Consider the following 14,314-nt stretch of genomic DNA (forward strand, 5'->3'; position numbering starts at 1 on the left):
AAACGTGCTGATTTGGCGAAAACCGGGGTGTGGCGGGCTGGTCGTTCACAGGCCGAGCGAGCGGCCGATGAGCTCCTTCATCACCTCCGTCGTCCCGCCGTAGATCGTCTGCACCCGGCTGTTCGCCCACTCGCGGGAGATCGGGCTCTCCTTCAGGTAGCCGTAGCCGCCGTGGAGTTGCAGACAGCGGTGGGCGATGTCCACCTGGAGCTCCGTCGTCCACCACTTCACCTTCGCGGCGTCCGTCACCGACAGGCGCCCGGCGTTGAACTGCCCGATGCAGTGGTCCAGGAACACCTGGGCGACGGAGAGCTCGGTGTCCATCGTCGCGAGCTGGAACCGGTTGTGCTGGAAGCTGCCGATGGTCCGGCCGAACGCCTCACGGGTACGCGCGTACTCCAGGGTGTCCGCGAGCATCCGCTCGGCCGCCGCCACCGCCACCGCGGCGATGCTCAGCCGCTCCCGCGGCAGCCCGGCCATCATGTACGCGAGCCCGGCGTCCTCCTTGCCGAGCAGGTTGCCGGCGGGGACCCGGCAGTCGTCGAAGAACAGCTCGCAGGTGTCGCTGGCGTGCCAGCCCAGCTTCTCCATCCGCCGGCCCCGGGTGAACCCCGGCGCCCCGCGCTCCACCACGAGCAGGCTGATGCCCCGGCCGCCGCGGTCGCCCGACGTCCTGGCCGCGACGACGACCACGTCGGCGTTCTCACCGTTGGTGACGAACGTCTTCTGGCCGTTCAGGACGTACCCGTCGCCGTCGCGCACCGCGGTCGTGCGGATCTCCGACACGTCGGAGCCCGCGTCGGGCTCGCTCATCGCGATCGCGGCCACCAGTTCGCCGGCGCACAGCCCCGGCAGCCAGCGCTTGCGCTGCTCCTCCGTGGTGCGGGCCGCCAGGTACGTGGCGAGGACGTCGTTGTGCGCCACGAACCCGGGCGCCGTCGCCCGCGCCCACATGACCTCCTGCGCGAACACCGCCGGGTAGCGGAAGTCGGGCTCACCGCCCCCGCCGTACGCCGGATCCACACCGATGCCGAGCAGCCCGGCCGCCCCCGCCCTGCGCCACACCTCCCGGCTGACGATGCCCTCCCGCTCCCACCGGGCGTGGTGCGGGACGACCTCCCGGGCCAGGAACTCCCGGCACACCTCGCGGAACTGCTCGTGCTCCGGCCCGTACCGTCCGCGTGCCACGCCCTCACCCCTCCCCGACGACGGTGACGGCCAGGACGTCGTCGGCGACGACCGACAGCGTGTCCCTGGGCCGCTGCACGGCCGCGAAGTGCCCGCCGCCGATCTCCACGCGGCGACTGGGGGCGCTGCTGTGCGCCGACCACGCCCAGACCTTCCCCGGCGGGGCGTGCACGTCCTGCCGCGCCGCGATCAGCGTCAGCGGGAAGTCCACTCGCAGCCCCGCCGCCTCCTCGGCGAACTCGCCCCGCACGGCGTCGTCCTCACGCAGCATCCGCACCAGGATGCGGCTCACCGTGGGATCGGCCAGCACCGCGGGAGGCGTCCCCCCGTCGGCTGCCGCGCGCGCCAGCACCTCCTCGTCGGGCAGTGACGCGAGGCCACCCGCCCGCTGGAGCCGCGGCGGCACCGCCCCGGACAGCACCGCGCGCACCGGCGCCACGCCGGCCCGCTCGGCGACCGCCGCGGCCACCGCCAGGCCCGTCGTCGCCCCGAAGCTGTGCCCGAACACGGCCCAGCGCACCCCGGGCCGGCGCTCCCGGCAGGCCAGCAGATCGGCCGCCACCTGCGCGGCCATCGCCCGCACCAGCGCGTGGAAGCCGGACGCCCTGGGCTCCCGGCGGCGGGTCCCCCGGCCCGGCGCGTCCACGCCGCGGACCAGCAGGTGCGGCTCGCCCAACGGCTGCCACGACCGGTACACCAGCGAGGTCGCCCCCGCGTGCGGGAAGCAGTACAGCAGCACGGGCGCACCGGCTGCGGGTCGCACGATCACGGGCCTCACTCCTTCGTGCCGCGGGCCAGCTTCTCGGCCAGCATCAGCGTGGTCAGGTTGGTGGGGGCGCTCGGGATGGCCGGGAACAGCGACGCGTCGGCGATCCGCAGGTGCTCCGCGCCGTGCACCCGGCCCTCCTGGTCGGCGACCGCCCACGGGTCGTCCGCCGGGCCCATGCGGGCCGAACCCGCCGCGTGCCAGCCCGGGTTCATGATGTTCCGCACACCGCTGCGCACCACCCCGTCGTGGGCGACCATCCGGTCGCTCCAGAACTGGGTCCGCGTCAGCCGGCCCGCCAGGCCGGGGGACCGCAGGAACCCCCAGGCGCGGCGCACCCCGTGGCACAGCCGCTCCACGTCCTCGCCGTCCGCGCCGAGGCCCAGCTCGATGACGGGCGCGGCGGACGGGTCGGCGCGTTCGAGGAACACCCGGCCACGGGAACGCGGCCGCAGCAGCATCACCGACATCCCCACGACCAGGGGCCAGCCGAGACGGTCCACGAAACCGGGAATGGTGCGGCTCTCCACGTTGTTGAGCAGCCCCACCTGCACGTCCACGTCGTCGTCGTAGCCGCTGCTCATCCGCGCCGCGACCTGCCGCCACGGCAGCCCCGGCGTGCACACCCCGTCGGCCGGCCGCGACCAGATGACCACCGACGGGTGGTCCACCAGGCCCCGTCCCACACCGGGCAGGTGCACCACGGGCGTGATCCCGAGGCGCCGCAGCAGCGCCGCGTCGCCGACGCCCGAGCGCTGGAGCAGGGCGGGCGTGCCGACGGCCCCGGCGGCGAGCACCACGTGCCGCGCCCGCACCTCGGCGAGCCGGCCACCGGCCTCCACCTCCACCCCGACGGCCCGGTTCCGGTCGAACAGCACCCGCGTGACCCGCGAGCAGGTGCGCAGGCACAGGTGCGGCAGGTCGAGGGCGCCGCCCAGGAACGCGGTCGCGGCGTCCACGCGCTCCCCGTCCACCGCGTTGCCCGGGATCGGGCCGACACCCGCCTCCCCGCCCGCGTTGAGGTCCGCGACGTCGGGGACGCCCTGCCGCACGCACTCCTCCCAGAAGGCCGCGTCCAGCGGGTGCACCCGCTCCCGCGGGGGCCGGCGGACCGGCAGCGGGCCGCTGTCGCCGTGCAGCCGGCCCGGGAAGTCCGCGTCGTTCTCGACGTCCTTGTAGAACGGCAGCACCCGCTCCCACGACCAGTCCGGGTTGCCGTACGCCGCCCAGGCCGCGAAGTCGCGGGGCAGCCCCCGCAGCGCGATGGCCCCGTTGACGGCGGAGCCGCCGCCCACGACCTTCCCCAGCTGGTACGGGAACCTCTCCCACAGGGCCCGCGCGGCCCCCGCCCGGGAGCGGGCACCGGCGGGCGCCCCGGGCCTCGGACCGCCCTGCTCCCGGACACGGCCCGCGAGCAGGTCCTCCAGCCGGCTGCTGGTCCGCAGGTTCGCCCGGTAGTCCCAGTTGTAGCCCTCCAGCACCAGCCGCCCCGCGTCCGCGAGCGGGTGCGCCCGGTCCCGGGGCCGCGGCTGGTCACCGCCGGCCTCCAGCAGCAGGACGCCCCCGGAGTCGCGGGCGGCCAGCCGCGCGGCGGTCACCGCGCCCGCCGAACCCGCCCCCACCACCACGTACTCCCAGGTGGTGCGGTCCGCGCCGGTCATGCCGCGGCCCCCTCGGCGGACGCCACGAGCCCGGCGAACGAGGCGATCGACGCGTTCATGAACAGCGCCTCCACCATCTCCTGCTCCGCGTCGGCGCCGACGCCGAACTCCGCCCGCAGCAGGGCGAGCAGGCCGACGGCGTGCAGCGAGTCGCCGCCGATGTCGAAGAAGCCCTCCTCCACACCGAAGTCGGCGTGCCCGAGCTGCCGCGACCACAGCGCGAACAGCCGCTCCTCCAGGCCGCTGCGCGGCGCCACCCGGGCGTCGCCGCCCTCCGCGTCGTCGTTCCACGGCGCGGGCAGCGCCCGGTGGTCGACCTTCCCGTTCACCGTGAGCGGCAGCGCCTCCAGCGGCAGGAACCGGCTCGGCACCATGTAGCCGGGCAGCAGCGCCGCCAGCGCCTCCCGCAGCGCCACCGGGTCCGGGTCCGCGCCGGGCTCGGGCACCACGTACGCCGCGATCTGCCGCTGCCCCGTACGGGCGTGGGCGGGCGCCGTGACGAGCGCCGTCCGCACCCCCGGCTGCCGCAACAGGGCCGCCTCGATCTCCCCGAGCTCCACCCGGTAGCCGTTGATCTTCACCTGGAAGTCCTCGCGCCCCAGGATCTCGATGTCACCGCCGGGCAGGTAGCGGCCCAGATCACCGGTCCGGTAGACCCGCTCACCGGTGACCGGGTGCACGGGGAACCGCTCGGCGGTCCGCTCCGGGTCACCCAGATACCCCCGGGCCACGCCGACACCGCCGATGTGGATCTCCCCGGTCACCCCGACCGGCGACGGCTCGAACCACTCGTTGACCACGTGCATCGTCTGGTTGGCCAGCGGCTTCCCGTAGGGGATGCTCGACCACTCCGGCCGCACCGCCTCCACCGGGTGGTGGATCGACCAGATCGAGCCCTCCGTGGCACCGCCCAGGCTGACCACCCGCAGCGCGGGCAGCTTCTCCCGGAGCCGGTCCGGCAGGTCCACCGGGATCCAGTCGCCGCTCAGCAGCGCCAGCCGCAGCCGGCAGCCGCGCGGCACCCCGCCGTCGCCGAGCGACTCCACCCACACGCGCATCGGCGCGGGCACGCTGTTCCACACGGTCACCCCGTACCGCCCGACGAGCTGCGACCAGTGCGCCGGGTCGCCGGCGCGGTCCGCGGCCGGCACCACGACGGCACCGCCGGCGCCCAGCACCCCGAACACGTCGTACACCGACAGGTCGAAGCCGGCCGGGGCGAGCGCCAGCACCCGGTCGTCCTCCCCGACGGCGAACCGCCGGTTGACGTCCTGCACGGTGTTGGCCGCGCTCCGATGCGTGATCATCACGCCCTTCGGCTCACCCGTGGAACCCGACGTGAAGATCACGTACGCGAGGTCGTCGACGCCCTGCCGCCGCTCCGGCGCCTCCGCCGGGCACTCCCGCACGGCCGCGTCCCGCGGCGTCACCACCTCCACGCCCGCCGGCCAGGCCAGCGCGTCGCGCAGCTCCGGCTCCGTCACCCCGGCCCGTACGGAGCAGCGCGCCAGCAGCCGCAGCCGCCGCTCCTCCGGCAGCTCCGGGTCGACCGCCACGTACGCCGCGCCCGCGTGCAGCACACCGAGCAGCGCCGCGATCTGACCGGCACCCGGACGCATCGACACCGCGACGATCCCGCCCGCCCCGGTCCCCGGGACGCGCAGCAGCCGGTGCGCGATCCGGTGCGCCGTCCCGGTCAGCTCGCGGTACGTGGTCTCCTCGCCCGGCGTGACCACCGCCACCGCGTCGGGGCGCCGCCGGGCCGCCTCGGCCACCAGCTCGTGCAGCAGCGCCGCGGGGATGTCCTCCGCCGTGGCGTTGGCCCGCTCCCGCTCCTCCGCCTGCGCCGCCGGCAGCGGCACGACACCGCGCACCGCCTCCCACACCGACGGATCGTCCACCAGCCGGTCCAGCAGCGCCGCGTACGCGTCGAGCATGTCCTCGACCATCCCGTCGGGAAACAGGCCCCGCACCGCGTTCCAGTGCACGGCGAGCCTGCCGTCCAGCTCCAGCACCTGGTTCTCCAGCCACACCTGCGGGGTGCGGCTGTGGACGTGGACCAGCTCCCCGAACGACTCCAACGCCTCCGCGCCCGGCGCGCCGTCCCCGCCGCCGAGCGTGCTGGAGAAGACCACCGGCATCGACGCCCGGCCGTCGTCCCTGCGGCGGGCGAGGTCCCGCAGCACCCGGATCCCGCTGTGCGCGCAGTGCGCCAGGTCCGCCAGGGCCCGCTCCTGGAGGTTCCGGGCCCGCCGCGCGAACGTCTCCCCGGGCCGGCCGCCGACCGCGAGCAGCCCCGGCGACAGGAAGTCGCCGAGGATCTCCCCGACCTGCGGATGCAGCCCCAGCCGGTGGAACCGGGTGACCGTCAGCGTGAACGCCTGCCGCCGCGACCACGTCCGCACCACCTCCGCGTAGGCCGCGAGCAGCACCCCCGACGGGGTGAGCCCGTGCCGTGCGGCCGCCGCCCGCAGAGCGGCCCAGCGCTCCGGGGCCAGCTCCCTGCGGTGCCGCACGAACCGGGGCGTGCCGAGCTGCTCCGGCGCCACCGCCAGCGGCAGCTCCGGCGCCGGCGGCAGCGTGTCGAGGCGGTCCGCCCAGTACGCCGCCGCCTCCCTGCCGGGGCCGTCACCCCGCAGGTCCTCCTGCGCCAGCACGTAGTCGCGGAACGACAGGGAGAGGGGCGCCGGCCGCCACGCCGGATCGTCGTAGGACCGGCGCCACTCCGCCAGCAGCCGGAACAGGCTCGGCAGGTCGACGAAGAGCAGGTCCACGGCGAGGTGCAGCCGCATCCGGCCGCCGTCGAGCAGGGACGCGTGGGCGTCCAGCTGCGGCGCCCGGTCCACCGGCAGCACCTGTTCCGTCAGCTCGGTGCGGACCCGTTCCAGCGCGGCCGCCCGCTCCTCGTCGGTCAGGCCCCGCAGATCCGCGGTGCCGACGCGGCACGGCCCGACCTCGTCCGCGGCGAGGATCCGCTGCGTCCCGTCCGCCCCGGCCACCGTGCGCAGCGCCTCGTGCCGGGCGACCGCCTTCCCGAGGGCCCCGGACAGCCGCTCCACGTCGAGAGCCGGGCAGTCCCACTCCAGGTAGTACTGGCTGGAGACGCCGCCCAGCTCAAGCCCCTTGTGCCGGCCGATCAGGTACGCCTGTTGGATGTCGGTCAGCGGGAACGGCTCACGGCGCCGCTCCGGCTGTGGTTTCAGGTCCGGCAGCCTGCCGCCGTCCGGTCCGGGGCCGCCGGCCCGGTTCCGCAACTCGGCGAAAAGGTCTTCCATCGACGTCCGCCCCCTGGTGTCGGAATACTTGACGGGTGGTCTCATCGCCTCACGAGGCCCGCCTCAGGAGAAATCGCTCCAGGGGCCGTCGCGTCACGCACCATCGCCTTACGGAAAGGGGACGCTAGGCGGCGGCCGCACCGGGTCTCAATACGGTCCCACCGAAGGGGCGACCGAAGAATTACGGCCCTGCACACCCGTCGGTGGCGCGGCGGCGCTCGATTTCCGCTGGACCCGCACCGGACTCTCGCCGGAACCGTCCCCGACGCCCTTGACCTGCGGCGGGAAGGCGGCGACATCATCGGAGCATGGGAATGGAGAACTCCCCGGAGACGGCCGGGAAACGCATACTCATCGGCGCCACCGGTTCCCTTACGGTGACCCGACTCCCGTCGTACGTCGAGGCGATGCGCCGGCACATCCCGGGCAGCAGCTGCACCGTGCTGATGACGCACACCGCGACCTCGTTCCTCCCCCCGGAAAGCGTCGCCCTGTTCGCCGAACGGGTGGTGAGCGGGGAATCCCCGGCGGACTGGCCGACCGACAAGCCGTCCCGACTGGCCGCCGACCACGACATCCTCGCGGTGCTGCCCGCCACCGCCCACACCCTCGCCTCGGCAGCGGCCGGTGCCGCCCCCAACCGGCTGATGACGGTGGCGCTGTCGGTCGACTGCCCTGTCGTGTACTTCCCGGTGATGGGGGCCCGGATGTGGCAGAAGCCGGCCGTGCAGCGCAACATCGCGCGGATCCGTGAGGACGGGCACCTCGTGAACGAGCCGGAGTGGCACGACAGCTTCGACCCCACCACCGGCACCGCCGGCCGCCACCCGTCCCTGCCCGCGCCGGACGCGGTGGCCAAGCTGATCGGCGACCTGCTCGCGGCCCGGCGGCCCCCGCGGTAGGGGGCGGAAGACGACGGCTCCCGGCCGGTGGGTCCGGCCGGGAGCCGCTCTCGTGCGCCCGCCGCGGCGAGGCGCACCGGTCGCGGACGCGCCACCCCGGAGTCCGGGGCGGCGCGTCCCGTGTTCCTGCGCCTGACGGTGTTCCGCGTCCGCGGCCCGCCGTCAGGCGACGATGGCCGTGGCCTCGATCTCGATGAGGAAGTCCGGTTCCGCCAGGGTGGCGACCCCGATGAGCGTGGTGGGGCGGACCACGTCGGCACCGAGCCGGGCGGCGGCCCGCCGGGCGCCCGCGGTGACCTCCGCCCACTTGGGCAGGGACCAGTCGACGACGTACATGGTGAGCCGCAGCACGTCGTCGAAGGTGGCGCCGGCCGCGGCCAGCCCGGTGGCGATGTTCAGGTACGCCTGCTCGGTCTGCGCCGCCAGGTCTCCCGTCCCCACCGGTTCACCGGCGGCGGTGCGCGCGACCTGGCCGCTCAGGAACACCACGCGGCTTCCGGTGCCGACGGCGAGCTGCCGCCATCCGTCGGGCTTGGGCAGTCCGGACGGGTCGATCGTCTCCACAGCCAAGGCTCTGTCCTCTCTCGGTCGGTCGTGCAGGGTCGTGTCGGGTGGTGCCGCAGCGTGCGGGGGTGCGGCAGGGGCGGTCGGTGGAGGCCCCGGCGACCCGCACCGGTCGTGCCGGGCGGCCCGCGCCGTACCGGTCCCACCGGTCATGCCGGTCGCACCGGCCCCGTCCGACCGGCTCGGGCCCCGCGGGTCGTGCCGTTGCGGGCCGGGTCGTGGTCAGTGGTGCTCGCGGCAGGTGGCGTAGTACTTCCGCAGGAGACTGACGAGTTCCGGGTCGAAGCGGGACGCGAAGAGCAGCTCGGGCGGGGGAGTGAACTCGGGGTCGAGCTGCTCCGCCCAGGCGAGGGTGGCGGGGCGCAGGTCCGTCTCGATCCAGCCGTGCCACTCCACGGGGATCGTCCAGTCCTGCTCGTAGCCGATGCCCATCTGGTGGTCCACCAGGACGTCCACGGTCTGCTCGCGGCTCCACGCCTGGATGGGCCGCCGCACAGGCGTGAAGCGCTCCAGGTCCGCGCGGGGCTCCTCGCCCAGGATCCGCGCCGCGAACTCCTCCGCGAGGAGCGGCGACAGGTGCAGGCCGTCCCGGTACGTGCCGGTCATGATCCACAGTCCGTCCATGCCGCCCCCGCCGAGCAGCGGGAAGGCGTCCACGGAGACGGGGCGGTTCCCCACCTGGACCTTGGCGACGTCGCTGTTCCACAGGGTGCGGCGCACCTGGCGGTGGGCGCACTGCAGCAGGAAGACGAGGTCCCGCATCTCGGCGGTGTCGCGGGGCTCTGCGGAGATGACGTTGGTGGCGCCGAGGTAGACGTGCCCGTCGGCCCGCGGCACCACGTGCAGTCCGCAGGCGAAGGAGCGGTTGGGCGTCCGGACGACGCTGCCGGGAGTCGTGCCGTCGACCGTCCTGACGAGGGACGAGACGCCGTAGCCGCTGACGAGGCGCGGGATGCGCGGGCCCACGGGCAGGGTGTCCAGGAGGTCCTGGGTGCGGACTCCGGCAGCCAGCACCACGTGGTCGGCGCCGAGTTCCCTGCCGGTGGCGAGGACGACCCCGGTGGCCCGCCCGGCGCGGTGCACCACCCGGGTCGCCTCCTCGGCGACGAGGGTGCCGCCCGCCCGGACCACCGCCGACTCCAGCCGTTCCAGCAGGGCGGCGGCGTTCACCGCGTGCTCGCCGGGTATGTGGAACGCCTTGAGCGGGCGGGAGATCGGTTCGGCGTCGACCCAGTCGAGGTCGGACGGCTCGACGTCCTCGAACGGCTCTTCGTAGCGGGTGAGTTCGGTGCGGATGGCCTGGTAGTTGGCGTCGTCGATCTCGGCCGTGCCAATGGCGTTGAGGATGACGGTGGTGCCCTCGGCGGTCCTGACGGCGGAGCCCTCGCCGTGGTCCTCCAGCTCCTCCAGCCACCGCGGCCATCGCCGGGTCGCCTCGATGCCCAGCTCCAGCTTGGCCCTGCCGTGCGGAGTGGCCAGCAGGGAGGTGGTGACCTCGCCGAAGCAGCCCAGCATGGCGCCGGCGGCGGCCGAACCGGCCCAGGGGCGGTGCGGCCGGCCCAGCACCGCGACCCGCTGCCCTCGCCGCGCCAGGACCCAGGCCAGCGAGAGCCCCACGGCTCCGTTGCCGACGACGACCGCATCGAATCCGGTGCGGTCCGCGTTCCCGTTGGCGTTCATCGCGTTCCCCTCTTCCGGCGCTCGGGTGCCGCCGGCATCAGCAGTGACATCGGTCAGGGGCGGTACGTGCTCAGCGGCGCCGGAACTCGTACAGGGTGTAGTCCATGCCGACCGTTCCGCGGCCGTCGGCGTGGGCCCGCACCACCGGGGAGTCCCCGAGGTCCGCCGCCGGCAGGGCGACGGACTCCGAGCGGTACCTGCGGCCCGTGAATCCCGCGTCCGCGGCGGCCCGCAGCGTCTTGCGCGGGTTGCCCATCGCGTCGCTGGTGCCCAGGTAGACGCGCCCGCCGTCCGCGAGGCGGGCCGCCGCCCCGCGGAAGAACCTGCGTTGCAGCCCGTACCCGGGGTCGAAGACGGCCCGCTCGATGTCCCCGCCGTAGGGCCGGGCCTCGGGCGCCTCGATGAACGGGGCGTTCCAGAACACCGTGTCGAAGCCCTCGCCGGGGTCCAGCGCGTCGAACAGGTCGCTGGTCGCGGCCGTCACCCGGTCGGCGACCCCGTGCCGTACGGCGTTGCGGCGGGTGTTCTCCACCGCCGCCGGGTTGACGTCCAGCGCCACCACGCGCCCGCAGCCCCGCAGGGCGGCGACCACGGAGGCGACGCCCGCCCCACAGCCCATCTCCAGGAAGCGGGCGCCCTCCACGTACGGCACCCAGGAGGCGAACAGGCCGGGGCCGGGGTCCGTGTACGGCGGGAACACGTCGGGCAGCAGCTCCCACTCCCGTCCCAGCAGGGAGAACACCGCCTGCTGCGGCCGGTCGGGGTCCCGGATCTGCGCCAGGGTCCACGTGCCCAGTGCGTAGCCGAGCTCGTTGTCCATGCGGTCCTCCCTGCGGGGCGGGGGCGGGGTGGCGCCGGTGCGTCAGCTCCCGGCGGGTCGGGGGTCCTGCGCCCGGCTGCGGGCCATCCTCCGGTCGAGGAGCACCACCGGGACGGTGAGGGCGGCCAGGCCCGCGCCGAGCCAGGCCACGGACGTCAGCCCGGCACCGGCGCCCAGGGCGATGCCCGCGAGCACCGGCACGATGCTGATGCCGAGCTGGAACATGGAGACGGCGGTGGCCCCGGCCAGGGTGGGTGCCTGCGCCGCGACGGTGAAGACCCGCCCGTAGATCGCCGGGTTCAGCACGAAGCCCGCCACGCCGAGCAGCAGCACCAGGGGCACGACGGCCACGGGATGCCCGGCGAGCACCGCGAGCAGGACCGAGGTGACGAGGATGCCGGCGGCCCCGATCAGCAGCGCGTGGTGCGGGCGCCCGTCGGCGATCCGGCCGCCGATGGACAGGCCGACGAAGGCGCCGACACCGAACAGCACCAGGATGCCGGGCACCCACACGGCGGGCACCCCGGTGACGTCGGTGAGGAAGGCGGCCAGGTAGTTGTACGTGATCATGTACGCGGCGGTGCTGAGCAGGGTGGCGGCGTAGACCACCCACAGCTGGGGCTGCCGCATGGTGCGCAGTTCCCGCCGGACGCTCGGCTCCTCGGCCGCCCGGGTCGCCGGCACGGCGACCAGGGTCAGCACCGCGCCCACCGCGGTGAGGGCGACCACCGCCCAGAACCCGCCGCGCCAGCCGGTGAAGTGGCTGATCAGCGCGCCGGCCGGGCCGCCGCCGACCATGGCGATGCTCAGGCCGCTGACCACCACGCCGGAGGCGCGGGCGGTGCGGTCGGGGGTGACGAGGCTGATCGCGGTGACCGCGGCCACCGCCCAGTACCCGGCGTAGGCGAGGCCGCACAGGAAGCGGGTCGCGAGCAGCACGGCGTAGCTGTCGGTCACCAGGCCGACCGCCACGGCGGCGGCGAACAGGGCCTGCGAGACCACCAGGGTGGTCCGCCGCGGCCAGCGCAGGGTCAGCACGGCCAGCGGCGGGCCGCCGATGACGACACCGACGGCGAACGCCGAGATCAGCGCGCCCGCGGAGGACAGCGTGATGTCCAGGTCGTCCGCGATGGCCGGAAGGACACCGGCGAGCAGGAACTCGGCGCTGCCCATGGCGAACAGGCTGAACGCGAGCAGGTAGACCGCGAGCGGCAGACTCCCGCGGGTGCCGCCGGAGGCCGGTGCCTTCGGCTCGGTCTCGACGCTCATCGGACGTGACCTCCCGCCGGCACGAGGGCGGTCGACCGCACGGGACGGGACTGCGCCGGGCGCGGACGCGGGGGACGGACGTGCCCGGGGCGGGGCTGCGCGGGGCGGACGGGTGCACGGCGGGTCTGCACACGGCGGGGCTGCGCGGGGCAGGCCCGCGCGGGGCGGGCGGGCGCGACGACGCCACTCGCCGGCCCTGCGGCAGGTTGACGCATGGGGAACTCCTCGTTCGGGTGGCTCGGGTGAGCGGGATCAGGGCGGGTGCCGGGGCGGCCGGCCACGGGTCGGGGCGAGGCCGGGTGAGGTCGGGGCACGGCCGGGCGCGGGGCGGGCACCGGGGCCCGTCCGGAAGCGGCCCGGGGCGCGACGTGCGCGCCGAGCCGGCCGTCCTCCGGCGGACCCGACCCCGTGTGAGGCTCCCCGGGACCGTGGTGGCCGCCGCCGGCCCCATGCTGGAACCCGCCGGGGCGGACGCACCACCTTTGTTGCCGATCCCGGGAAGGCCGCCGGTTCAGTCGTCGCCCGGCAGCGCCTCGCCCCAGCCCCACTTCTTGATCGTGGTACGGGACGAAGGAGGCGCGCCGCGCTGGGAGTTGGCCATCGCGCGGCGCGAACCGAACTCGATGTAGCCCACGAACGCCGAGCGGAACTCCGCGTCGTCGGGCAGCCCCGCCACGTCCATGGCCTCCAGCATCAGCTCCACCCAGCGGGCGCGCTGCTCGGGCCGGATGGCCCGTCCGCGGTGCCGGGACAGCATGTGGGGGTAACCGCCGTGCTGCTCGGTGTAGCGCTCCGGGCCGCCGAGCACCTCGCCGAGGAACACGGCGACGTGCTGCGGGTGGTCCTCCGCCATGTGGGCGAAGAGCGGGGCCAGCAGCGGGTCCTTGCGCACGCGGGAGTAGAACTCCTCGGTGAGCCGTCCCAGCGCCTCGGCGCCTCCGGCCCACTCGTACATGGTCGGGATCCGGTCCGTCACTGTGTCACGTCACCTCTCGGTCGGCTCGGGTCGGGGGACCCCGTCGGATGCGGGGCGGGCGGCCGGGCTCCGGCGCGGTCCGCCGCGTCTCGGGTGCGGGCAGGTGCGATGCGGTGCGGCGCGGGCCGGAGGCGTGCAGCCACGGCTGCCGCGCGGGCCCCGAGCAGCGGCCCCGCCGCGGCGGACCGGGCGGCCGGACCGCGGCCGGGGCCGGCTCCGGTCAGGCCGCGTACAGGTCGAAGGTCGGGGTCGGACGGCCGCCCTGCGCGACCACGTCGAGCCGCGGATCGACGGACAGCACCGCCTGGTGCAGCCGCTGGAGCTGCGGGGACGGCTCGATGCCGAGCTCCTCGACCAGACCGCGGCGCAGCTTGCGGTACAGCTCCAGGGCGGCTGCCTGCCGACCGGACCGGTAGAACGCCACCATGGCCTGCGCGTGCAGCCGCTCGTCACGCGGATGGCGCTCCGTCAGCTCGCGCAGCTCGGCGAGCAGCCGGCGGTGCAGGCCGAGCCTGAGCTCCGCGTCGACGCGCCGTTCCACGGCCAGCAGCCGGCTCTCCTCCAGCCGCACCACCTGGATCCGCAGCGCGGACCCGGCCCGGACGTCGACCAGCGCGGGCCCCCGCCACAGCGCCAGCGCCTCACGCAGCAGGCGCGCCGCGCGCTCGCTGTCGCCGTCCTCGAAGGCGGCGTGCCCCGCCCGCGCCGCGCGCTGGTACGCGAAGGCGTCGACGCCGTCGGGCTCGGCCCGCAGCAGGTAGCCGCCGTGGCCGGTGGCGAGCAGTTGCCGCGCCCGTACCGCACCGTCCGGACCGAGGGCGGCGGCCAGGCAGCGGCGCAGCCGGAGGACGTAGGTCTGCAGGGTCGTGTGCGCGCTGCGGGGTGGCCGGGAGCCCCAGATCTCGTCCCGCAGCGCGGCCACGGGGACGACCTGGCCGGGGTGGAGTGCGAGAAGGGCGAGCACCTGCCGGGTCTTGCCCGCGGTGGGGACGGCGGGGTGTCCGCCCGCCTCGGCGTGGAGCGGGCCCAGAACCTGAATCTTCACACGCTTCCTCCGTGACTCGCCCGGGCCGGTCCGGGTTTTTCCCGGTGCCTTCCGGCTGTCCGGGAAGGAACCTAGGAGGGCGGCGCGGCGGCCTCAATACGGTGGCACCGTAGGACTGACCGAAGAATCGGGGGAAGCGGCGGGGGAGGAGGCCCGGGAAGGGGGAAT

At 75.2% G+C, this 14,314-nt stretch carries 11 protein-coding genes; 1 reads left to right on the forward strand and 10 read right to left on the reverse strand.

Annotated features, from left to right (window positions below; genetic code table 11):
- Window positions 1-45: 45 nt before the first annotated feature.
- Genes BJP40_RS24150 through BJP40_RS24165 form a run of 4 tightly spaced genes read right to left on the reverse strand, consistent with a single transcriptional unit; the run spans window position 46 to window position 6,890 of the window.
- Entirely contained in the window at window positions 46-1,188 is a 1,143-nt protein-coding gene (locus tag BJP40_RS24150) for an acyl-CoA dehydrogenase family protein (RefSeq protein ID WP_071265310.1), read from the reverse strand.
- A gap of 4 nt (window positions 1,189-1,192) precedes the next feature.
- Entirely contained in the window at window positions 1,193-1,957 is a 765-nt protein-coding gene (locus BJP40_RS24155; RefSeq protein WP_226962390.1) for a thioesterase II family protein, read from the reverse strand.
- Window positions 1,958-1,962: 5 nt separating this feature from the next.
- The gene (locus BJP40_RS24160) at window positions 1,963-3,615 is read right to left on the reverse strand and encodes a GMC family oxidoreductase (protein WP_071282321.1); all 1,653 of its coding nucleotides are present in this window, start codon (window positions 3,613-3,615) and stop codon (window positions 1,963-1,965) included.
- Complete coding sequence (locus tag BJP40_RS24165) at window positions 3,612-6,890, reverse strand: non-ribosomal peptide synthetase (RefSeq protein WP_071282322.1); 3,279 nt, start codon at window positions 6,888-6,890, stop codon at window positions 3,612-3,614. The genes BJP40_RS24160 and BJP40_RS24165 overlap by 4 nt, the downstream gene beginning before the upstream one ends.
- A 308-nt stretch (window positions 6,891-7,198) precedes the next feature.
- Here BJP40_RS24165 and BJP40_RS24170 point away from each other — a divergent pair, with 308 nt between their 5' ends.
- Entirely contained in the window at window positions 7,199-7,792 is a 594-nt protein-coding gene (locus BJP40_RS24170) for a flavoprotein (protein WP_226962389.1), read from the forward strand.
- Window positions 7,793-7,954: 162 nt separating this feature from the next.
- Here BJP40_RS24170 and BJP40_RS24175 read toward each other — a convergent pair whose 3' ends face one another.
- The 6 genes from BJP40_RS24175 to BJP40_RS24200 form a co-directional block, all read right to left on the reverse strand.
- Window positions 7,955-8,362 (reverse strand): RidA family protein, encoded by a 408-nt coding sequence (locus tag BJP40_RS24175; protein ID WP_071282326.1) that lies wholly within the window; start codon window positions 8,360-8,362, stop codon window positions 7,955-7,957.
- A gap of 216 nt (window positions 8,363-8,578) precedes the next feature.
- Complete coding sequence (locus tag BJP40_RS24180; protein ID WP_079171419.1) at window positions 8,579-10,036, reverse strand: FAD-binding oxidoreductase; 1,458 nt, start codon at window positions 10,034-10,036, stop codon at window positions 8,579-8,581.
- A 70-nt stretch (window positions 10,037-10,106) separates the two neighbouring features.
- Window positions 10,107-10,856: a methyltransferase gene (locus BJP40_RS24185; protein WP_071282328.1), complete on the reverse strand. Its 750-nt coding sequence runs from the start codon at window positions 10,854-10,856 to the stop codon at window positions 10,107-10,109.
- 42 nt (window positions 10,857-10,898) lie between these two features.
- Window positions 10,899-12,125: a Cmx/CmrA family chloramphenicol efflux MFS transporter gene (locus BJP40_RS24190; protein ID WP_071282330.1), complete on the reverse strand. Its 1,227-nt coding sequence runs from the start codon at window positions 12,123-12,125 to the stop codon at window positions 10,899-10,901.
- A gap of 511 nt (window positions 12,126-12,636) precedes the next feature.
- Entirely contained in the window at window positions 12,637-13,101 is a 465-nt protein-coding gene (locus BJP40_RS24195) for a group II truncated hemoglobin (protein ID WP_071272691.1), read from the reverse strand.
- Between the two features lie 220 nt (window positions 13,102-13,321).
- Window positions 13,322-14,146: an AfsR/SARP family transcriptional regulator gene (locus tag BJP40_RS24200; protein ID WP_071282332.1), complete on the reverse strand. Its 825-nt coding sequence runs from the start codon at window positions 14,144-14,146 to the stop codon at window positions 13,322-13,324.
- Window positions 14,147-14,314 lie beyond the last annotated feature (168 nt).

The sequence above is a fragment of the Streptomyces sp. CC53 genome (assembly GCF_001865245.1).
Taxonomy (GTDB): Bacteria; Actinomycetota; Actinomycetes; order Streptomycetales; family Streptomycetaceae; genus Streptomyces.